Source organism: Nocardioides sp., assembly GCF_041913365.1.
GTDB lineage: Bacteria > Actinomycetota > Actinomycetes > Propionibacteriales > Nocardioidaceae > Nocardioides.
Genome location: NZ_JAYSFM010000001.1, coordinates 994,841 through 1,011,851, shown reverse-complemented (window position 1 = coordinate 1,011,851; position 17,011 = coordinate 994,841). Strand labels below are relative to the sequence as shown.

General features: G+C 68.8%; 28 protein-coding genes. 4 read left to right on the top strand and 24 right to left on the bottom strand.

Annotated features, from left to right (window positions below; all coding sequences use genetic code 11):
* Positions 1-28: 28 nt before the first annotated feature.
* The 21 genes from rplO to rpsJ form a co-directional block, all read right to left on the bottom strand.
* Positions 29-469 (bottom strand): 50S ribosomal protein L15, encoded by a 441-nt coding sequence (gene rplO, locus ACE3QY_RS05005; RefSeq protein WP_374454884.1) that lies wholly within the window; start codon positions 467-469, stop codon positions 29-31.
* 1 nt (position 470) lies between these two features.
* Complete coding sequence (gene rpmD / locus ACE3QY_RS05000; RefSeq protein WP_090969275.1) at positions 471-653, bottom strand: 50S ribosomal protein L30; 183 nt, start codon at positions 651-653, stop codon at positions 471-473.
* The gene (gene rpsE, locus ACE3QY_RS04995; protein WP_311289527.1) at positions 653-1,267 is read right to left on the bottom strand and encodes a 30S ribosomal protein S5; all 615 of its coding nucleotides are present in this window, start codon (positions 1,265-1,267) and stop codon (positions 653-655) included. Before rpsE ends, rpmD begins: the two co-directional genes overlap by 1 nt.
* Positions 1,268-1,304: 37 nt before the next feature.
* Positions 1,305-1,688, bottom strand: a complete 384-nt coding sequence (gene rplR / locus ACE3QY_RS04990) for a 50S ribosomal protein L18 (protein WP_311289526.1) — start codon at positions 1,686-1,688, stop codon at positions 1,305-1,307.
* 1 nt (position 1,689) lies between these two features.
* Entirely contained in the window at positions 1,690-2,232 is a 543-nt protein-coding gene (gene rplF, locus ACE3QY_RS04985) for a 50S ribosomal protein L6 (protein ID WP_374454883.1), read from the bottom strand.
* Between the two features lie 34 nt (positions 2,233-2,266).
* Positions 2,267-2,686 (bottom strand): 30S ribosomal protein S8, encoded by a 420-nt coding sequence (gene rpsH / locus ACE3QY_RS04980; protein WP_374454882.1) that lies wholly within the window; start codon positions 2,684-2,686, stop codon positions 2,267-2,269.
* Positions 2,687-2,755: 69 nt separating this feature from the next.
* Positions 2,756-2,941 carry a type Z 30S ribosomal protein S14 gene (locus ACE3QY_RS04975; RefSeq protein WP_011757321.1) on the bottom strand — a complete coding sequence of 62 codons (186 nt, stop codon included), beginning with the start codon at positions 2,939-2,941 and terminating at the stop codon, positions 2,756-2,758.
* Between the two features lies 1 nt (position 2,942).
* Complete coding sequence (rplE, locus tag ACE3QY_RS04970) at positions 2,943-3,506, bottom strand: 50S ribosomal protein L5 (RefSeq protein WP_374454881.1); 564 nt, start codon at positions 3,504-3,506, stop codon at positions 2,943-2,945.
* 1 nt (position 3,507) lies between these two features.
* Positions 3,508-3,861, bottom strand: coding sequence for a 50S ribosomal protein L24 (gene rplX, locus ACE3QY_RS04965; protein WP_374454880.1), 354 nt, complete (start codon positions 3,859-3,861; stop codon positions 3,508-3,510).
* Positions 3,862-3,864: 3 nt separating this feature from the next.
* The gene (rplN, locus tag ACE3QY_RS04960; protein WP_056599693.1) at positions 3,865-4,233 is read right to left on the bottom strand and encodes a 50S ribosomal protein L14; all 369 of its coding nucleotides are present in this window, start codon (positions 4,231-4,233) and stop codon (positions 3,865-3,867) included.
* 103 nt (positions 4,234-4,336) lie between these two features.
* Complete coding sequence (gene rpsQ / locus ACE3QY_RS04955) at positions 4,337-4,606, bottom strand: 30S ribosomal protein S17 (protein WP_374454879.1); 270 nt, start codon at positions 4,604-4,606, stop codon at positions 4,337-4,339.
* Entirely contained in the window at positions 4,603-4,848 is a 246-nt protein-coding gene (rpmC, locus tag ACE3QY_RS04950) for a 50S ribosomal protein L29 (RefSeq protein ID WP_310247061.1), read from the bottom strand. Before rpmC ends, rpsQ begins: the two co-directional genes overlap by 4 nt.
* Positions 4,848-5,267, bottom strand: coding sequence for a 50S ribosomal protein L16 (gene rplP / locus ACE3QY_RS04945; protein ID WP_135838849.1), 420 nt, complete (start codon positions 5,265-5,267; stop codon positions 4,848-4,850). Before rplP ends, rpmC begins: the two co-directional genes overlap by 1 nt.
* Positions 5,268-5,271: 4 nt before the next feature.
* Positions 5,272-6,078 carry a 30S ribosomal protein S3 gene (gene rpsC / locus ACE3QY_RS04940; RefSeq protein ID WP_374454878.1) on the bottom strand — a complete coding sequence of 269 codons (807 nt, stop codon included), beginning with the start codon at positions 6,076-6,078 and terminating at the stop codon, positions 5,272-5,274.
* Positions 6,078-6,509 carry a 50S ribosomal protein L22 gene (rplV, locus tag ACE3QY_RS04935; RefSeq protein WP_311289520.1) on the bottom strand — a complete coding sequence of 144 codons (432 nt, stop codon included), beginning with the start codon at positions 6,507-6,509 and terminating at the stop codon, positions 6,078-6,080. The genes rpsC and rplV overlap by 1 nt, the downstream gene beginning before the upstream one ends.
* Positions 6,506-6,787 carry a 30S ribosomal protein S19 gene (gene rpsS, locus ACE3QY_RS04930; protein WP_056906592.1) on the bottom strand — a complete coding sequence of 94 codons (282 nt, stop codon included), beginning with the start codon at positions 6,785-6,787 and terminating at the stop codon, positions 6,506-6,508. Before rpsS ends, rplV begins: the two co-directional genes overlap by 4 nt.
* A 5-nt stretch (positions 6,788-6,792) precedes the next feature.
* Positions 6,793-7,629: a 50S ribosomal protein L2 gene (gene rplB, locus ACE3QY_RS04925; protein WP_310247067.1), complete on the bottom strand. Its 837-nt coding sequence runs from the start codon at positions 7,627-7,629 to the stop codon at positions 6,793-6,795.
* A gap of 24 nt (positions 7,630-7,653) precedes the next feature.
* On the bottom strand, positions 7,654-7,959 hold the full coding sequence (rplW, locus tag ACE3QY_RS04920; protein WP_056906590.1) for a 50S ribosomal protein L23: 306 nt from the start codon (positions 7,957-7,959) through the stop codon (positions 7,654-7,656).
* Positions 7,956-8,843 carry a 50S ribosomal protein L4 gene (gene rplD, locus ACE3QY_RS04915; protein ID WP_374454877.1) on the bottom strand — a complete coding sequence of 296 codons (888 nt, stop codon included), beginning with the start codon at positions 8,841-8,843 and terminating at the stop codon, positions 7,956-7,958. Before rplD ends, rplW begins: the two co-directional genes overlap by 4 nt.
* Before the next feature lie 2 nt (positions 8,844-8,845).
* Complete coding sequence (gene rplC, locus ACE3QY_RS04910) at positions 8,846-9,511, bottom strand: 50S ribosomal protein L3 (protein WP_374454876.1); 666 nt, start codon at positions 9,509-9,511, stop codon at positions 8,846-8,848.
* Positions 9,512-9,521: 10 nt separating this feature from the next.
* Positions 9,522-9,830 (bottom strand): 30S ribosomal protein S10, encoded by a 309-nt coding sequence (gene rpsJ, locus ACE3QY_RS04905; protein WP_008360994.1) that lies wholly within the window; start codon positions 9,828-9,830, stop codon positions 9,522-9,524.
* Between the two features lie 434 nt (positions 9,831-10,264).
* Here rpsJ and ACE3QY_RS04900 point away from each other — a divergent pair, with 434 nt between their 5' ends.
* Positions 10,265-10,975, top strand: a complete 711-nt coding sequence (locus tag ACE3QY_RS04900; protein WP_374454875.1) for a tetratricopeptide repeat protein — start codon at positions 10,265-10,267, stop codon at positions 10,973-10,975.
* Positions 10,976-11,033: 58 nt separating this feature from the next.
* The gene (locus ACE3QY_RS04895) at positions 11,034-11,411 is read left to right on the top strand and encodes a hypothetical protein (RefSeq protein WP_374454874.1); all 378 of its coding nucleotides are present in this window, start codon (positions 11,034-11,036) and stop codon (positions 11,409-11,411) included.
* On the opposite strand, the gene trmB is transcribed toward ACE3QY_RS04895, so the two are convergent.
* The 3 genes from trmB to ACE3QY_RS04880 all read right to left on the bottom strand — a co-directional run bounded on the left by trmB (position 11,397) and on the right by ACE3QY_RS04880 (position 14,083).
* On the bottom strand, positions 11,397-12,128 hold the full coding sequence (gene trmB / locus ACE3QY_RS04890; protein ID WP_374454873.1) for a tRNA (guanosine(46)-N7)-methyltransferase TrmB: 732 nt from the start codon (positions 12,126-12,128) through the stop codon (positions 11,397-11,399). The two genes, ACE3QY_RS04895 and trmB, sit on opposite strands and share 15 nt — an antisense overlap.
* 90 nt (positions 12,129-12,218) lie before the next feature.
* Positions 12,219-13,628, bottom strand: coding sequence for an aspartate aminotransferase family protein (locus ACE3QY_RS04885; RefSeq protein ID WP_374454872.1), 1,410 nt, complete (start codon positions 13,626-13,628; stop codon positions 12,219-12,221).
* A complete protein-coding gene (locus ACE3QY_RS04880) occupies positions 13,625-14,083 on the bottom strand; it encodes an Lrp/AsnC family transcriptional regulator (RefSeq protein ID WP_374454871.1) in 459 nt (152 codons plus the stop codon). The genes ACE3QY_RS04885 and ACE3QY_RS04880 overlap by 4 nt, the downstream gene beginning before the upstream one ends.
* 170 nt (positions 14,084-14,253) lie before the next feature.
* Between ACE3QY_RS04880 and ACE3QY_RS04875 the strand changes: the two genes are divergently transcribed.
* Together ACE3QY_RS04875 and ACE3QY_RS04870 are read left to right on the top strand one after the other, a co-directional pair.
* The gene (locus ACE3QY_RS04875; RefSeq protein ID WP_374454870.1) at positions 14,254-15,699 is read left to right on the top strand and encodes a gamma-aminobutyraldehyde dehydrogenase; all 1,446 of its coding nucleotides are present in this window, start codon (positions 14,254-14,256) and stop codon (positions 15,697-15,699) included.
* A 60-nt stretch (positions 15,700-15,759) separates the two neighbouring features.
* Positions 15,760-17,010 (top strand): PotD/PotF family extracellular solute-binding protein, encoded by a 1,251-nt coding sequence (locus tag ACE3QY_RS04870; protein ID WP_374454869.1) that lies wholly within the window; start codon positions 15,760-15,762, stop codon positions 17,008-17,010.
* The last annotated feature ends 1 nt before the right edge of the window (position 17,011 follow it).

The window sequence follows — 17,011 nt, the reverse complement described above, 5'->3', positions numbered from 1 at the left end:
GCCTTCACCGAATGTGCGAGATGTGGCCTCAGGCCACGGTCGCGGTGCCGCCTGCGGCCTCGATCTTCTCCTTGGCGGAGGCCGAGAACGCGTCGACGCTGACCTGGACGGCGACGGAGATGTCACCCTGGCCCAGGACCTTGACGGGCTGGCCCTTGCGGACCGCGCCCTTGGCGACCAGGTCGGCCACCGTCACGGAACCACCGTCGGGGAACAGCTCCCCGAGGCGGTCCAGGTTGACGACCTGGAACTCCACGCGGAAGGGGTTCTTGAAGCCCTTCAGCTTGGGCAGGCGCATGTGGATCGGCATCTGGCCACCCTCGAAGGCGACCGGGACCTGGTAGCGCGCCTTGGTGCCCTTGGTACCGCGGCCGGCGGTCTTGCCCTTGGAGCCCTCACCGCGACCCACACGGGTCTTCGCGGTCTTGGCACCCGGAGCGGGACGCAAGTGGTGCAGCTTGAGCGTCATGTCACTCCACCTCCTCGAACGTCACCAGGTGACGGACGGTGTTGATCATGCCCCGGATCTCCGGGCGGTCTTCCTTCACGACGACGTCGCCGATGCGCTTCAGACCGAGGGAACGAAGCGTCTCGCGCTGGTTGGCCTTGAGGCCGACCGTGCCGCGCTTCTGCTGGACCTTGAGCTGTGCCATCAGGCCGACACCTCCGCAGCAGCCTCGGCACGCGCCTTGAGCAGCGCGGCCGGGGTGACGTCCTCGACCCGCATGCCACGGCGAGCGGCCACGGCCTCGGGCTCCTCGAGCATCCGCAGGGCCTCGACCGTCGCGTGGACGATGTTGATCTGGTTGGACGAGCCGAGCGACTTGCTCAGCACGTCGTGGATGCCGGCGCACTCGAGCACCGCGCGCACCGGGCCACCGGCGATCACACCGGTACCGGGAGCGGCGGGACGCAGCAGGACGACGCCCGCGGCCTTCTCGCCCTGCACCGGGTGCGGGATGGTGCCCTGGATGCGCGGGACCTTGAAGAAGTGCTTCTTGGCCTCCTCGACACCCTTGGCGATCGCCGCGGGAACTTCCTTCGCCTTGCCGTAGCCGACGCCGACCAGACCTTCACCGTCGCCGACGATCACGAGGGCGGTGAAGCTGAAGCGACGACCACCCTTCACGACCTTGGCGACTCGGTTGATCGCCACGACGCGCTCGATGTAGGCGGTCTTGTCAGCCTGGTTGCGACCGTTGTCGCGTCCGCGACGGTCACCAGACTGGCGCTCGCCACCGCGCTGTCCGCGCTGGGCTCCGCTCATGAGACTTGCTCCTTAATCATTCTTGGGTGTCGTGCGATCAGAACTGGAGGCCGCCCTCACGGGCGGCGTCAGCCAGGGCCGCGATGCGGCCGTGGTACTTGTTGCCGGCGCGGTCGAAGACGACGTCCTCGATGCCCGCGGCCTTGGCACGCTCGGCGACGAGCTCGCCCACGCGCTTGGCCTTGGCGGTCTTGTCGCCGTCGGTGCCGCGGACGTCGGCCTCCATGGTGGAGGCGTAGGCCAGCGTGGCACCCTGCAGGTCGTCGACGACCTGCACCGAGAGGTGCTTGGCCGACTTGGTGACCACCAGGCGCGGACGCTCGGCAGTGCCGTGGATCCGCTTGCGGCCCCGCGCCTGGCGGCGCAGACGGGCACGGACGCGGTTCGCGGTGTGCTTGTTGTTGCTCAGCGAGATCGCCATGTCACTTACCGGCCTTTCCGACCTTGCGGCGGATGTGCTCGCCGGCGTAGCGGACGCCCTTGCCCTTGTAGGGCTCGGGCTTGCGCAGCTTGCGGATGTTGGCCGCGACCTCGCCGACCAGCTGCTTGTCGATGCCGACGACACCGAGCTTGGTCGGTCCCTCGACGGTGAAGGTGATGCCCTCGGGGGCGTCGAAGATGATCGGGTGCGAGTAGCCGAGCTGGAACTCGAGCTGCGTCGGGCCCTTCGGCAGGACGCGGTAGCCCACGCCCACGATCTCGAGTTTCTTCTCGTAGCCCTCGGTCACGCCGACCACCATGTTGTTGATGAGCGTGCGGGTCAGTCCGTGGAGCGAGCGGCTCTCGCGCTCGTCGTTGGGACGCTTGACCTCGAGGATGCCGTCCTCGCCCTTGGCGACCGTGATCGGCGAGGCGACGGTGTGCGACAGGGTGCCCTTGGGGCCCTTGACGGTCACCAGCGACTCGTCGATCGCGACGTCGACACCGGACGGGACCGCGATGGGGAGCTTGCCAATGCGCGACATGCTTCTCTCTCTTCCTGGTCTCAGTAGGTCCGGGTCACCAGACGTAGGCGAGGACTTCGCCGCCCACGCCCTTCTGGTTCGCCTGGCGGTCGGTCAGCAGGCCCTGCGACGTCGAGATGATCGCGACGCCGAGGCCACCGAGGACCTTGGGCAGGTTGGTGTGCTTGGCGTAGACGCGCAGGCCGGGCTTGCTGATGCGGCGGACGCCGGCGATCGAGCGCTCCCGGTTGCGGCCGTACTTGAGCGTCACGGTCAGCGTCTTGCCGACCACGGGCTCGCCCTCGGCGCTGACGTTGTCGGCGACGTCGTAGGAGGTGATGTAGCCCTCCTGCTTGAGGATCTCCGCGAGGCCGGCCTTCATCTTGCTGTAAGGCATCGACACCACGTCGTGGTACGCCTGGTTGGCGTTGCGCAGACGCGTGAGCATGTCTGCGATCGGGTCAGTCATCGTCATGATGTGGTTCTTTCTCGTCGTGGTTTCCTCAGGCTCGCGGCCTGGGGACCTGCAACGTGTGTGAGGGAATTACCAGGAGGACTTGGTGACGCCGGGCAGCTCACCGCGGTGAGCCATCTCCCGCAGGCAGATCCGGCACAGGCCGAACTTGCGGTAGACGGCCTTGGGGCGGCCGCAGCGCTGGCAGCGGGTGTAGCCGCGCACCGCGAACTTCGGCTTGCGAGCGGCCTTGACCTTCAGAGCAGTCTTCGCCATGTCAGTTCTCCTTGAACGGGAAGCCGAGCTGCTTGAGCAGCGCACGACCCTCGTCGTCGTTGGTGGCGGTGGTCACGATGGTGATGTCCATGCCGCGCGACCGGTCGATCCGGTCCTGGTTGATCTCGTGGAACATGACCTGCTCGGTGAGACCGAAGGTGTAGTTGCCGCGCCCGTCGAACTGCTTGGGCGAGAGGCCGCGGAAGTCGCGGATGCGGGGCAGGGCCAGGGACAGCAGGCGGTCCAGGAACTCCCACATGCGGTCGCCGCGCAGCGTGACGTGCGCACCGATCGGCATGCCCTCGCGGAGCTTGAACTGCGCGATGGACTTGCGGGCCTTGGTCACGGCCGGCTTCTGGCCGGTGATCGCGGTGAGGTCGCGGATCGCGCCCTCGATCAGCTTGGAGTCACGAGCAGCCTCGCCGACACCCATGTTGACCACGATCTTGGTCAGGCCGGGGACCTGCATGATGTTGGCGATCTCGAACTCGGAGCGCAGCGCGGGGACGATCTCCTCGCGGTAGCGCGCCTTCAGACGAGGAATCTCGGTGGTGGTCTCAGCCATCTCAGATCTCCTTGCCGGTCTTGCGGGACACGCGGACCGAGCGGGTGGCGCTGTAGGTCGAGCCGTCGGGACGGCGCTTGGTGACCTCGTCGCGGCGGAAGCCGACGCGGGTGACGCCGTCACCCTCGACGAGCATCACGTTGGAGACGTGGATGGGCGCCTCGCGGGTGATGATGCCGCCGGTGGTGTTGGTCTGCTGGACGGACTTGGTGTGGCGCTTGACGAGGTTGACACCCTCGACGATCACGCGCTCCTCCTCGCGGAGGACCGAGATGACCTTGCCCTGGGCACCCTTGTCCTTGCCGGCGATCACCTTGACGGTGTCGCCCTTCTTGATGTTCATGTTCTTACCCATGTCTCAGAGCACCTCCGGGGCGAGCGAGATGATCTTCATGAAGCGCTTCTCGCGCAGCTCGCGGCCGACGGGGCCGAAGATGCGCGTGCCACGGGGCTCGCCGTCGTTCTTGAGGATGACGGCGGCGTTCTCGTCGAAGCGGATGTAGGAACCGTCGGCGCGGCGACGCTCCTTGACGGTGCGCACGACCACGGCCTTGACGACGTCGCCCTTCTTGACGTTGCCACCGGGGATCGCGTCCTTGACGGTGGCGACGATGACGTCACCGATGCCGGCGTAGCGACGGCCAGAGCCACCGAGAACACGGATGCAGAGGATCTCCTTCGCACCGGTGTTGTCGGCGACCTTGAGTCGCGACTCCTGCTGGATCATTGGTTTCTCCTGGTTGTCGAGCTGGTTCTCGACCTCTCAACGGAGGGCGAGCCTGGCCGAACTGATGTGTGGATGTGGAGCTGGAGGCCGGTTGGGCCTCAGGTCACTTGGCCTTCTCGAGGACCTCGACGAGCCGCCAGCGCTTCGTGGCGGACAGCGGGCGGGTCTCCATGATCAGGACCCGGTCGCCGACGCCGCACTGGTTGGTCTCGTCGTGCGCCTTCAGGCGCGAGGTCTTGCGCATGACCTTGCCGTAGAGGGCGTGCTTCACGCGGTCCTCGACAGCGACGACGATGGTCTTGTCCATCTTGTCGCTGACGACCAGACCCTCACGGGTCTTGCGCTGGTTGCGCTCGACAGTGTTCTCGCTCATGCCTTCGCCTCTTCGTTGTTCGCGCCCGGGGTGGTGCGGATCCCGAGCTCGCGCTCGCGGACCACGGTGTAGATCCGGGCGATGTCCTTCTTGACCACGCGGAGCCGGCCGTGGCTCTCCAGCTGGCCGGTGGCCGCCTGGAACCGGAGGTTGAACAGCTCCTCCTTGGCCTCGCGCAGCTTCGCCTCCAGGTCGGTGGCGTTGAGCTCGTCGAGCTCGTGGGCGTTCAGCTTGGTAGCCATCAGAATTCACCGGCCTCACGGGAGATGAACCGGCACTTCATCGGGAGCTTGTGCATCGCGCGGCGCATGGCCTCACGAGCAGTCACCTCGTCGACACCGGAGAGTTCGAACATGACGCGGCCGGGCTTGACGTTGGCAACCCACCACTCGGGGGAACCCTTGCCGGAACCCATGCGGGTCTCGGCAGGCTTCTTGGTCAGGGGACGGTCCGGGTAGATGTTGATCCAGACCTTTCCACCACGCTTGATGTGACGGGTCATGGCGATACGGGCCGACTCGATCTGTCGGTTGGTCACGTAGTGACCCTCGACCGCCTGGATGCCGAAGTCACCGAACGCCAGCGAGGTGCCACCCTTGGCAACGCCGCGGCGCTTGGGGTGGTGCTGCTTGCGGTGCTTGACGCGACGGGGCATCAACATGAGGTCAGGCCTCCTGTCCGGTGCTCGGAGCAGCCTCGGCGGCCGGGGCCTCGGTGGCCTCGGCGCGAGGAGCGCGGTCGCCGCGCGAGCCACGGCTCGGACGGTCACCGCCACGGGTGTTGGGACGACCGCCGCGACCGGGGGCACCGGCGCGGGCAGCCTGCTGAGCCTGGCGCTCGGCACGGGTGCCGGCGACCTCGCCCTTGTAGATCCAGACCTTGACGCCGATGCGGCCGAAGGTGGTGCGGGCCTCGTAGAAGCCGTAGTCGATGTCGGCACGGAGGGTGTGCAGGGGCACGCGGCCCTCGCGGTAGAACTCCGTGCGGGACATCTCGGCGCCGTTGAGGCGACCCGAGCACTGGATCCGGATGCCCTTGGCGCCCGAGCGCATCGAGGTCTGCATCGCCTTGCGCATGGCGCGGCGGAACTGCACGCGGCCGGAGAGCTGCTCGGCGACGCCCTGGGCGACCAGCTGCGCGTCGATCTCGGGGTTCTTGACCTCGAGGATGTTCAGCTGGACCTGCTTGCCGGTGAGCTTCTCGAGCTCGCCGCGGATGCGGTCGGCCTCGGCGCCACGGCGACCGATGACGATGCCGGGACGCGCGGTGTGGATGTCCACCCGGACGCGGTCGCGGGTGCGCTCGATCTCGACCTTGGCGATGCCGGCCCGCTCCATGCCCTTGGAGAGCAGCTTGCGGATCGCGACGTCCTCACCGACGTACGACTTGTAGAGCTTGTCGGCGTACCAACGGCTCTTGTGGTCGGTGGAGATGCCCAGGCGGAAGCCGTTCGGGTTGATCTTCTGGCCCATCAGGCACCCTTTCCGTTCTTGGCCTTCGTGGTCAGCGCGTCGGCCGGCTGCACCGCGAGGGTGATGTGGCTGGTGCGCTTGTTGATGCGGGTCGCACGACCCTGAGCACGCGGACGCCAACGCTTCATCGTCGGGCCCTCGTCGACCATCGCGACGGAGAGGACGAGGTCGGCCCGGTTGAGGCCCTCGGTGGTCTCCGCGTTGGCGACGGCGCTCTCCAGCACCTTGTAGACGGTCTCGGAGGCGGCCTGCGGCGCGAACTGCAGCAGGGTCAGGGCCTCGTCGACGGGGAGGCCGCGGACCATGTCGACGACACGGCGGGCCTTCATCGGGGTGATCCGCACGTAGCGTGCGCTGGCGAACGCGCCCGGCTGGTCGCCGAGCAGCGACTCGCGGCGCGCACTGGTGCGGCTGCGCTCGGTGGTGCTCATCGACGGCGTCCCTTCCGGTCTTCCTTCACGTGCCCGCGGTAGGTGCGGGTCGGGGCGAACTCCCCGAGCTTGTGGCCGACCATGGAGTCGGTCACGAAGACGGGGACGTGCTTGCGACCGTCGTGCACGGCGATGGTGTGACCGATCATGTCGGGCACGATCATCGACCGGCGCGACCAGGTCTTGATGACGTTGTGCGAGCCCTTCTCGTTCTCGGCGTCCACCTTCTTCTGGAGGTGGCCGTCCACGAAGGGACCCTTCTTGAGGCTACGAGGCATGTCGGTTACTTCCTACCCTTGCCGGACTTGCGACGACGGATGATCTGGGAGTCGCTGGCCTTGCGCTTGCGCGTGCGGCCCTCGGGCTTGCCCCAGGGGGAGACCGGGTGGCGACCACCGGAGGTCTTGCCCTCACCACCACCGTGCGGGTGGTCGACCGGGTTCATGACGACACCGCGGACGGTCGGGCGGACGCCCTTCCACCGCATGCGGCCGGCCTTGCCCCAGTTGATGTTCGACTGCTCGGCGTTGCCGACCTCGCCGATCGTCGCGCGGCAGCGCACGTCGACGAAGCGCATCTCGCCCGAGGGCATGCGCAGCGTGGCGCGGCTGCCCTCACGGGCGACCAGCTGGGCGGAGTTGCCGGCCGAGCGGGCGATCTTGGCGCCGCCGCCCGGACGCAGCTCCACGCAGTGGATGGTCGAGCCGACCGGGATGTTGCGCAGGGGCAGGTTGTTGCCGGGCTTGATGTCGGCGTTCGGGCCGGACTCCACGACGGTGCCCTGCTCGAGGCCCTTGGGCGCCACGATGTAGCGCTTCTCGCCGTCGAAGTAGTGCAGCAGCGCGATGCGAGCGGTGCGGTTGGGGTCGTACTCGATGTGAGCGACCTTGGCCGGCACGCCGTCCTTGTCGTAGCGACGGAAGTCGATGACGCGGTAGGCGCGCTTGTGACCGCCACCCTTGTGCCGGGTGGTGATGCGGCCCTGGTTGTTGCGGCCACCGTTCTTGGGCAGCGGGCGCGTCAGCGACTTCTCCGGCGTGGTCCGGGTGATCTCGACGAAGTCGGCCACCGACGAGCCACGACGGCCCGGCGTGGTCGGCTTGTACTTGCGGATTGCCATGTCAGTTCCTAGTCAGGAGCCCGGTCAGGAGACCGGACCTCCGAAGATGTCGATGCGGTGGCCCTCGGCGAGGCTGACGATCGCGCGCTTGGTGTTGGGACGCTTGCCCATGCCGTAGCGGGTGCGACGCGTCTTGCCCTGGCGGTTGATCGTGTTGACCGAGGTGACCTTGACGTCGAAGACCTTCTCGACCGCGATCTTGATCTCGGTCTTGTTGGCGTCCGGGTGGACGATGAAGGTGTACTTGTTGGCGTCGAGGAGGCCGTAGCTCTTCTCCGACACGACCGGCGCGATCAGGATGTCGCGGTGGTCCTTGTGCAGGGTGCTCACTTGTCGTCCTCCTTGGCACGGGTGAGACCGGCGGCCTCGGCGTCCTCGACCGACTTGAACCAGAAGTCACCGGCGGAGACGTCGTAACCGGCGTCGCCCTCGACGAGGTAGGTGCCGGCCTCCTGGCCGAGGACCTCGTAGCCCTTCGGGTTCTTGCCGCTCTTGAGCGGCGCCTTGGCACCGGCCGGCAGGACCGGCTCGTCGGCTGAGTCGTCCGCGGTGGTGGCGGTCTCCTCGGCCTTCGCGGCGGGCTTCTCGGCCTTCTCGACCTTGGCGGCCGGGGCGGCGGAGGCGCCACCGACGAAGGCGTCGTAGGCACCCTTGGTGAAGACCACGTCGTCAGCGGCGAGCACGTCGTAGGTGTTGAGCTGGTCGACGGCGACGATGTGGACCTCGGGCGCGTTGCGCAGCGAGAGCCAGGTGATCGCGTCGGAGCGCTCGAGCACCACGAGGTAGCCCACGCGGTCGGTCAGCGAGGTCAGCGACGTCAGCGCGGCCTTGGTGGAGGGCTTGTCACCCGACACCAGGGCGTCGACCACGTGGACGCGGTCGTTGCGGGCCCGGTCGGAGAGGGCACCGCGCAGGGCGGCGGCCTTCATCTTCTTGGGGGTGCGCTGGTCGTAGCTGCGCGGCTGCGGGCCGTGGACGGTGCCACCGCCGGCGAACTGCGGGGCGCGGGTCGAACCCTGGCGGGCGCGGCCGGTGCCCTTCTGCTTGTAGGGCTTCTTGCCACCACCGCGGACCTCGCCGCGGGTCTTGGTGGCGTGGGTGCCCTGGCGCGCAGCGGCCTGCTGGGCCACGACGACCTGGTGGATCAGGGGGATGTTGACCTCGACGTCGAAGATCTCGGCGGGGAGGTCGACCTTGACGGTCTTGACAGCCATGCTCAGGCCTCCTGCGTCTTCTTGGCGGCCGAGCGCAGGACCACGAGACCGTTCTTGGGGCCGGGAACGGCACCCTTGACCAGGATCAGGCCCTTGTCGGCGTCGACGGCGTGCACCGTCAGGTTCTGGGTGGTGACCGTGTCGTTGCCCATGCGGCCCGACATGCGGGTGCCCTTGAACACGCGACCGGGGGTGGCGCAGGCACCGATGGAACCGGGCTTGCGGTGGTTGCGGTGCGCACCGTGCGAGGCGGAGACACCGGCGAAGCCGTGACGCTTCATCGTGCCGGCGAAGCCCTTGCCCTTGCTGGTGCCGGTCACGTCGATCTCCTCGCCGGCGGCGAAGGTCTCGACGGTCAGCTCCTGGCCCACGGTGTAGGACGCGGCGTCGGCCGTGCGGATCTCCGCGACGTGGCGACGCGGCGTGACACCGGCCTTGGAGAAGTGACCCGCCTCGGGCGAGTTGACCTTGCGGGCCTCGATCTCGCCGAAGCCGACCTGGATGGCGTTGTAGCCGTCCACCTCGGGCTGGCGGACCTGGGTCACCACGTTGGTGGCCGCAGCGATCACGGTGACGGGGACGACCTTGTTGTTCTCGTCCCAGAGCTGGGTCATGCCGAGCTTGGTGCCCAGCAGGCCCTTCACATTGCGTTCGAAAGTGTTGGACATGTCGCGCGCCTCAGAGCTTGATCTCGATGTCGACACCGGCAGGCAGGTCGAGACGCATCAGCGAGTCGACGGTCTTCGGCGTCGGGTCGATGATGTCGATCAGACGCTTGTGCGTGCGCATCTCGAAGTGCTCGCGGGAGTCCTTGTACTTGTGGGGCGAGCGGATGACGCAGTACACGTTCTTCTCGGTCGGCAGCGGCACAGGGCCGGCGACCTTCGCACCCGTACGGGTGACGGTGTCCACGATCTTCCGCGCCGAGGTGTCGATCACCTCGTGGTCATAGGCCTTGAGCCTGATGCGGATCTTCTGTCCCGCCATAGGTCCCTGTCCTCTTCGATCTCGTACGCCTGGTCTGGTTTCGGCTCTCAGCCCCTGGTGGGCGAGCGCCGCCTGTTTCTCCTCCACCCTCCGACCCCCGCGGTCGGGCGTGTCGTGGTGGTTACTCATGACACGACCCCGAAGGGAAGCGGTGTTGCTCTGGGTGGCACCCGCCGGTCGGCGGATCTGGTCGGGTCTCCGATCAAGGTGTCTCGATCCGGTGCGGCGCACACAGACGACTGTTCGATCAAGGAGACGCGATTCAGAAGTCAAGGTGTGCCGTACCCCGGCGACCCGCCGGAGCAACCGGAACATCTTGACAGACGCAGCAGCCCCACGCCAAATCGGAATGGCAGGCGGGCCGGTGTCGTACGCGTCATCCTCCGGGAGTGCCCCGGACGGTGGCTCCGAGGGCCGCGGCCTACGCTCCGGAGATGGCCACCAACCTACGCGACCTGTGGGACTTCGACGACCCGGCGGGCAGCGAGCGACGCTTCCGCACGCTGGCCGACGAGGCCGGCGGGGACGAGGCGAGCCGGGCCCTCACCCAGGTCGCGCGGGCGCTCGGCCTGCAGGAGAGGTACGCCGACGGGCACGCCGTTCTCGACGGCCTCTCCCCCACGGACCCGGAAGCCCGGGTGCGGATCGACCTCGAGCGTGGGCGGCTGCTCCGCTCCTCCGGCGACGGCGCCGCGGCGCTCCCACACTTCGAGGCGGCCGCGGCCGACGCCCGCGCCGCGGGGCTCGAGGAGCTCGAGGTCGACGCCCTCCACATGGTCGCGCTGGTGGTCGACCCGACCGACCGGCTGGCGGCGCACGAGGCGGCCCTGGATCGCGCGCGCTCCGCGACCGACCCGGTGGCCCGGGACTGGGACGCCTCGATCCTCAACAACATCGGCATGGCGCACGCCGACGCCGGCGACCACGCTGCGGCGCTGGTCGCCTTCGAGGACGCACTGGAGGCACGCCAGCGCATCGGCGAGGTGTCGCGCACGCGCGTCGCCCGCTGGATGGTGGCCTGGTCGCTGCGCCACCTCGGCCGGGTCGAGGAGGCCCGCGCCATGCAGCTCGCGCTGCGGGCCGAGCTGCAGGCGGCCGGCGAGCACGACCCCTACGTCGACGAGGAGCTGGCCCTCCTCGGGTAGCCCCGGCCGCCCTCTTGCCTCCCCCGGGCGGCAGACCTACCGTCGGAGGATGGCCGGCGTGGTCGCAGTCGTCCTCTGCACGCTGATGCTCGGCGTCGCGATGGGCCTGTTCCTGTGCCAGGACGAGCTGGGCCGCGCCTGGCGACGGACCCGCAGGCGGCTGGCCCCGCCACCGCAGCCCCCGGCCGGCCCCGCGATCGAGGACCTGGCGCGCTCGCTGCGGAGGCTGCGCCCTCAGGTCCTGGCGCCCGCCCCGGGGGCGACGATGGCACGTCGCCGCGGCACCACGATGGCGTACGACGACCTGCTCGCGGAGGCGGCCCGCGCCCTGGGCGTCCCCGACGAGCTCACCGGGATGCGGGAGGGCACCGACCGCGACGCCGAGCGGCTGCGGCTGGAGCACCTCCTGCGGGAGGCCGGACTATCCCTCGGCTGAGCGGCGGTAGAGGAAGTCGGTGATGTCGCGACCGACGTCGCGCCCCTTGCGCTCGAAGCGGGTGACCGGGCGCTCGCGCCAGCGCTCGACCTCGCCGCCCTCCAGCGTCGGCTCGGCGTCGAGCACCTCGCGCATCTGCTCGGCGTAGTCGGCCCAGTCGGTCGCCAGCCGCCAGGCGCCGCCCGGGACGAGTCGCGAGGAGGCGAGTGCGGCGTTGGCGGGGTTCACCAGGCGTCGCTTGTGGTGCTTGGTCTTGCGCCACGGGTCGGGGAAGAACGTCCAGATCTCCGCGAGGCTGCCCGGTGCGATCAGGTTCTCCAGGGTCCAGACGGCGTCGACCGAGCAGAACCGCACGTTGTCGGCACCCGCCTCGGCCACCCGCCACAGCGAGTCGGCCACCCCCGGCCGCCAGACCTCGAGCGCCAGGACGTTGTGGTCGGGCCGGGCGGCCGCCAGCACGGCCGTCGCTTCCCCGACGCCGGGCCCGATCTCGAGGATCAGCGGAGCCTCCCGCCCGAACCGCTCGGCGAGGTCGAAGTCGGGCCGGTCCACGGCCTCGTCCGGGATCACCCAGTCGGCCTGGTGCGCCGCCCACGACTCGGCCTGCCGCGGGGTGAACCTGCTCCCCCGCCGGGAGTACGTCAGCACCTCGCGCATGCGCCGCCCGTCCTCGGTCAGCTTGAGGTGCGGGCGAGCAGGGCGTACGGCGTCGTTCACAGGATCAATGATCCCCGGACCCCGGGGGCAGATGCACATCGTCAGCGTGGTTTCGAGGCTCGCTCCGCTCGCACCTCGACCAGCGGGGGCCTACAGGTGGTCCATGGCTCCTGTGAGCACGGAGCGGAGGCGCTGCTCGATGTCGTCGAACTCGGGCTGGCCGATGATGAGGGGCGGGGCGAGCTGGATGACCGGGTCGCCGCGGTCGTCGGCGCGGCAGTAGAGGCCGGCCTCCCAGAGGGCGCCGGAGAGGTAGCCGCGGAGCAGCCGCTCGGACTCGGCGTCGTCGAAGGTCTCCTTGGTGTCGCGGTCCTTGACCAGCTCGATGCCGTAGAAGTAGCCGTGGCCGCGGACGTCGCCGACGATGGGGATGTCGAGCAGCTTCTCCAGCGTGGCCCGGAAGGCGGGCGCGTTCTGCTGGACGTGGTCGGTGAGGCCCTCGCGCTCGAAGATGTCGAGGTTGGCCATCGCGACCGCGGAGGAGACCGGGTGCCCGCCGAAGGTGTAGCCGTGGGCGTACGCCGTGGTGCCCGACTTGAAGGGCTCGAAGAGGCGGTCGCTGGCGATCATCGCGCCGATGGGCGAGTAGCCGGAGGTCATGCCCTTGGCGCAGGTGATGATGTCGGGCTGGTAGCCGAACTCGCCGGCGCCGAACATCTCCCCCACGCGGCCGAACGCGCAGATGACCTCGTCGGAGACGAGCAGGACGTCGTACTCGTCGCAGATCTCGCGGACGCGCTCGAAGTAGCCGGGCGGCGGCGGGAAGCAGCCGCCGGCGTTCTGGACGGGCTCGAGGAAGACGGCGGCGACGGTGTCGGGGCCCTCGAACTCGATGGCCTCGGCGATCCGGTCGGCCGCCCAGCGCCCGAAGGCCTTCTCGTCGTCGCCGACGAACTCCGGGCGGCGGTAGAAGTTGGTGTTGGGAACCTTGTGCGCGCCCGGCACGAGCGGCTCGAACATCTCCTTCAGCGGCGGGATGCCGGTGATCGACAGCGCGCCCTGCGGGGTGCCGTGGTAGGCCACGGCGCGCGAGATGACCTTGTGCTTGTTGGGCTTGCCGGTGAGCTTGAAGTACTGCTTGGCGAGCTTCCAGGCCGACTCGACGGCCTCGCCGCCGCCGGTGGTGAAGAAGACACGGTTGAGGTCGCCCGGCGCCATCGCGGCGATCCGGTCGGCGAGCTCGACCGCGCGCGGGTGCGCGAAGGACCAGAGCGGGAAGAAGGCCAGCTCCCTGGCCTGCTTGGCGGCGGCCTCGGCGAGCTCCTCGCGGCCGTGCCCGACCTGGACGACGAACAGGCCGGCGAGTCCGTCGATGTACTCCCTGCCGTGCGAGTCCCAGATCTTGTGGCCCTCACCGCGGACGATCAGCGGCATCTCGCCGCCGTTCTCGTAGGTCGAGTGCCGGGTGAAGTGCAGCCAGAGGTGGTCGCGGCCGGCGGCCTGGTAGTCGAAGGATCCGGTGTCGAAGGATCCGGTGTCGAAGGACTGGTCGGTGCTCATCGGGTGCCCCAGTTGTAGTGCTGCTTGTTGAGCTTGAGGTAGACGAAGGTCTCAGACGAGACCACTCCCTCGAGCTCGCGGACCTGTCGGATGACGTCGAGGAGGTGCGGGTCGTCCTCGCACACCACCTCGACGAGGAGGTCGAAGCTGCCGGCGGTCGTGACGACGTAGTCGACCTCGCTGACCTGCGCGAGCAGGTCGCCGACCTTGCCGGGGTCGCCCTCGGTGCGCACGCCGATCATCGCCTGCCGGGTGAACCCGACCTGGGTCGGGTCGGTGACCGCGACGACCTGCATGATCTCGGAGTCGAGCAGCTTCTGGACCCGCGCTCGCGCGGCGGCCTCGGACAGGCCCACCGCCTTGGCGATCGCGGCGTAGGAGATCCGGCCGTCCTCCTGGAGCAGCTCGATGATCCGCTTCGCCGTGGCGTCCAACCGGACGACTCCCTCGTTCATGGGGCCCATGGTGCTGTGCCGACGGTCCGGTTGCAAGCGCAACGTCGCGGATTCCGCGTTTTCGAGAGGTTAATTCTGCGTTTCCCGCAGTTTCTTTTGGCTCCAGCTATGGAGATTGCCCCACCTGTAGTCCTAGTCTCCCTTCACCGCACTCGACCGGGAGGACCCACGTGACCAGCCCACGCACGCTGCGCAACTTCATCGGTGGCGCCTACGTCGACTCCGGATCCGGCTCGTCCAGCGACGTGGTCAACCCCGCCACCGGGCAGGTCGTGGCGCACGCACCGGTCAGCGGTGCGGAGGAGGTGGACGCGGCGTACGACGCCGCCCAGCGCGCCTTCGGCGAGTGGGGACGTACGACGCCCAGCGAGCGCCAGCAGGCGCTGCTCAAGTTCGCCGACTCGATCGAGGAGCACGCCGAGGAGCTGATCGCCCTCGAGTCCGAGAACACCGGCAAGATCAAGGCGCTCACCGCGAGCGAGGAGATCCCGCCGATGGTCGACCAGCTCCGGTTCTTCGCCGGAGCGGCTCGCGTGCTGGAGGGCAAGGCCGCCGGCGAGTACCTGGCCGGCCACACGTCCTGGATCCGGCGCGAGCCGATCGGCGTCGTCGGCCAGGTGACGCCGTGGAACTACCCGCTGCTGATGGCGGTGTGGAAGATCGGGCCGGCGCTCGCGGCCGGCAACACGGTCGTGCTGAAGCCGAGCGACACCACCCCCGAGACCACGCTCCGCCTGGCCGAGCTCGCCTCGCAGTTCCTGCCCGCCGGCACCCTCAACGTCGTCACCGGCGACCGGGAGACCGGCCGGCTGGTCGTCGAGAACAAGACCCCCGGGCTGGTCGCGATCACCGGGTCGGTGCGCGCCGGCGCCGAGGTCGCGGCGAGCGCCGCACCCCACCTCAAGCGGGTCCACCTCGAGCTCGGCGGCAAGGCCCCGGTCGTGGTCTTCGACGACGCCGACATCGAGGCGGCCGTCGAGGGCATCGCCATCGCCGGCTACTTCAACGCCGGCCAGGACTGCACCGCCGCGACCCGCGTGCTGGCGGCGCCGGGGATCCACGACGACTTCGTCGCCGCGCTCTCCGACTACGCCCGCAGCTCCGCCCCGGTCGGACTCCCCGACGACGAGGACGCCCTCTTCGGCCCGGTCAACAACGCCCACCAGCTCGCCCGCGTCAGCGGCTTCATCGAGAACCTGCCCTCCCACGCGACCGTGTCGGCCGGCGGCAACCGGCGTACGGACCTCGGTGACGGCTTCTTCCTCGAGCCCACCGTCCTCTCCGGCCTCCAGCAGGACGACGAGGCGATCCAGAACGAGATCTTCGGCCCCGTGATCACCGTGCAGCGCTTCACCGACGAGGACGAGGCGGTCCGCTGGGCCAACGGCGTGGACTACGGCCTGGCCTCCTCGGTCTGGACCAGGGACTTCGGCCGCGCGATGCGGATGTCGAAGGCGCTCGACTTCGGCTGCGTGTGGATCAACACCCACATCCCGCTCGTCGCGGAGATGCCGCACGGCGGCTACAAGAAGTCCGGCTACGGCAAGGACCTGTCGATGTACGGCTTCGAGGACTACACCCGCATCAAGCACGTCATGGCGAACATCGAGAGCTGAGCACCACACCTGAACACGCACCACCACCAGAGCGACTCGGGCCTAGCGGAGGACTGACTGATGACACCGATCCCGCGCCGTGACCGGCGCCTGCTGTCGCCACCGGCGGCCGCCGTCGTCTCGGCGGCCACGGGAGGACTCAGCCGGCGTCGGCTCCTGGGCTCCGGCATGGCCGCCGGTGCCGGCCTCGCCCTGACCGCCTGCGCCCCGCCGACACCCCCGACCGGCGGGCCCGCGGCGATCGAGCTGCCCGAGGACGTCTCCGACACGGACAAGACGCTCAAGTGGGCCAACTGGACGGCGTACCTCGACATGAACGGCAAGGAGACGAAGTCGCCGACCCTCGAGGCCTTCATGCAGCAGACCGGCATCGAGGTCAGCTACAGCGAGGACGTCGACGACAACGACTCCTACTACGCCAAGGTCGCCCCGCAGCTGCGCGCCGACCAGAGCATCGACCGCGACATCTTCACCTTCACCGACTGGATGGCCGGACGCGTGATCCGCGACCAGCTCTGCCAGCCGCTCGAGCTGATCCAGATGCCCAACGTGGTCAACAACCTCCTGCAGCCGCTCAAGGAGGTCTCCTTCGACCCGGGCCGCAACTACTCGGTCACGTGGCAGAGCGGCTTCGCCGGCATCGGCTACAACAAGGCCAAGGTCGGCCGCGAGCTCAAGACCCTCGACGACCTCTGGGCCGACGACCTCAAGGGCCGGATCGTGGTGCTCTCCGAGTTCCGCGACACCGCCGGGCTGGTCATGCAGTCCCAGGGCGTCGACATCTCCAGCGACTGGGGCAAGGCGGAGTTCGAGAACGCGCTGGACTTCCTCGAGCAGAAGATCGAGGAGGGCTACATCCGCAAGGTGAAGGGCAACTCCTACATGGAGGACCTCACCAGCGGCAACGCCGTCGCGGGCATCACGTGGAGCGGTGACATCTTCGTCCTCGGTTTCGACACCGAGGACCCCAACTGGACCTTCACCATCCCCGAGTCCGGCGGGACGCTGTGGTCGGACAACCTGATGGTGCCGATCACCTCGACGCACCGGCGCAACGCCCAGCGGCTGATGGACTACTACTACGACCCCGCGGTCGCCGCGCAGGTCGCCGCGTGGGTCAACTACGTCTGCCCCGTCGACGGCGCGCAGGCCGAGATGGAGAAGCTCGACCCCGATCTCGCCGAGAGCCCGTGGATCTTCCCGACCGCGGACTTCATCGAGGAGAAGAACATCCAGGCGTTCCGCGCGCTGGATGCCGACGAGGAGATCGAGTACGCCGACCTGTGGTCCACGAACGTGATGGGGAACTGAC

What these genes read in the sequence shown, in the direction of transcription:
- rplO (WP_374454884.1), bottom strand. Translation starts at nt 469, where the DNA reads ATGACGCTCAAGCTGCACCACTTGCGTCCCGCTCCGGGTGCCAAGACC.
- rpmD (WP_090969275.1), bottom strand. Translation starts at nt 653, where the DNA reads ATGGCACAGCTCAAGGTCCAGCAGAAGCGCGGCACGGTCGGCCTCAAG.
- rpsE (WP_311289527.1), bottom strand. Translation starts at nt 1,267, where the DNA reads ATGAGCGGAGCCCAGCGCGGACAGCGCGGTGGCGAGCGCCAGTCTGGT.
- rplR (WP_311289526.1), bottom strand. Translation starts at nt 1,688, where the DNA reads ATGGCGATCTCGCTGAGCAACAACAAGCACACCGCGAACCGCGTCCGT.
- rplF (WP_374454883.1), bottom strand. Translation starts at nt 2,232, where the DNA reads ATGTCGCGCATTGGCAAGCTCCCCATCGCGGTCCCGTCCGGTGTCGAC.
- rpsH (WP_374454882.1), bottom strand. Translation starts at nt 2,686, where the DNA reads ATGACGATGACTGACCCGATCGCAGACATGCTCACGCGTCTGCGCAAC.
- ACE3QY_RS04975 (WP_011757321.1), bottom strand. Translation starts at nt 2,941, where the DNA reads ATGGCGAAGACTGCTCTGAAGGTCAAGGCCGCTCGCAAGCCGAAGTTC.
- rplE (WP_374454881.1), bottom strand. Translation starts at nt 3,506, where the DNA reads ATGGCTGAGACCACCACCGAGATTCCTCGTCTGAAGGCGCGCTACCGC.
- rplX (WP_374454880.1), bottom strand. Translation starts at nt 3,861, where the DNA reads ATGGGTAAGAACATGAACATCAAGAAGGGCGACACCGTCAAGGTGATC.
- rplN (WP_056599693.1), bottom strand. Translation starts at nt 4,233, where the DNA reads ATGATCCAGCAGGAGTCGCGACTCAAGGTCGCCGACAACACCGGTGCG.
- rpsQ (WP_374454879.1), bottom strand. Translation starts at nt 4,606, where the DNA reads ATGAGCGAGAACACTGTCGAGCGCAACCAGCGCAAGACCCGTGAGGGT.
- rpmC (WP_310247061.1), bottom strand. Translation starts at nt 4,848, where the DNA reads ATGGCTACCAAGCTGAACGCCCACGAGCTCGACGAGCTCAACGCCACC.
- rplP (WP_135838849.1), bottom strand. Translation starts at nt 5,267, where the DNA reads ATGTTGATGCCCCGTCGCGTCAAGCACCGCAAGCAGCACCACCCCAAG.
- rpsC (WP_374454878.1), bottom strand. Translation starts at nt 6,078, where the DNA reads ATGGGCCAGAAGATCAACCCGAACGGCTTCCGCCTGGGCATCTCCACC.
- rplV (WP_311289520.1), bottom strand. Translation starts at nt 6,509, where the DNA reads ATGAGCACCACCGAGCGCAGCCGCACCAGTGCGCGCCGCGAGTCGCTG.
- rpsS (WP_056906592.1), bottom strand. Translation starts at nt 6,787, where the DNA reads ATGCCTCGTAGCCTCAAGAAGGGTCCCTTCGTGGACGGCCACCTCCAG.
- rplB (WP_310247067.1), bottom strand. Translation starts at nt 7,629, where the DNA reads ATGGCAATCCGCAAGTACAAGCCGACCACGCCGGGCCGTCGTGGCTCG.
- rplD (WP_374454877.1), bottom strand. Translation starts at nt 8,843, where the DNA reads ATGGCTGTCAAGACCGTCAAGGTCGACCTCCCCGCCGAGATCTTCGAC.
- rplC (WP_374454876.1), bottom strand. Translation starts at nt 9,511, where the DNA reads ATGTCCAACACTTTCGAACGCAATGTGAAGGGCCTGCTGGGCACCAAG.
- rpsJ (WP_008360994.1), bottom strand. Translation starts at nt 9,830, where the DNA reads ATGGCGGGACAGAAGATCCGCATCAGGCTCAAGGCCTATGACCACGAG.
- ACE3QY_RS04900 (WP_374454875.1), top strand. Translation starts at nt 10,265, where the DNA reads ATGGCCACCAACCTACGCGACCTGTGGGACTTCGACGACCCGGCGGGC.
- ACE3QY_RS04885 (WP_374454872.1), bottom strand. Translation starts at nt 13,628, where the DNA reads ATGAGCACCGACCAGTCCTTCGACACCGGATCCTTCGACACCGGATCC.
- ACE3QY_RS04880 (WP_374454871.1), bottom strand. Translation starts at nt 14,083, where the DNA reads ATGAACGAGGGAGTCGTCCGGTTGGACGCCACGGCGAAGCGGATCATC.
- ACE3QY_RS04870 (WP_374454869.1), top strand. Translation starts at nt 15,760, where the DNA reads ATGACACCGATCCCGCGCCGTGACCGGCGCCTGCTGTCGCCACCGGCG.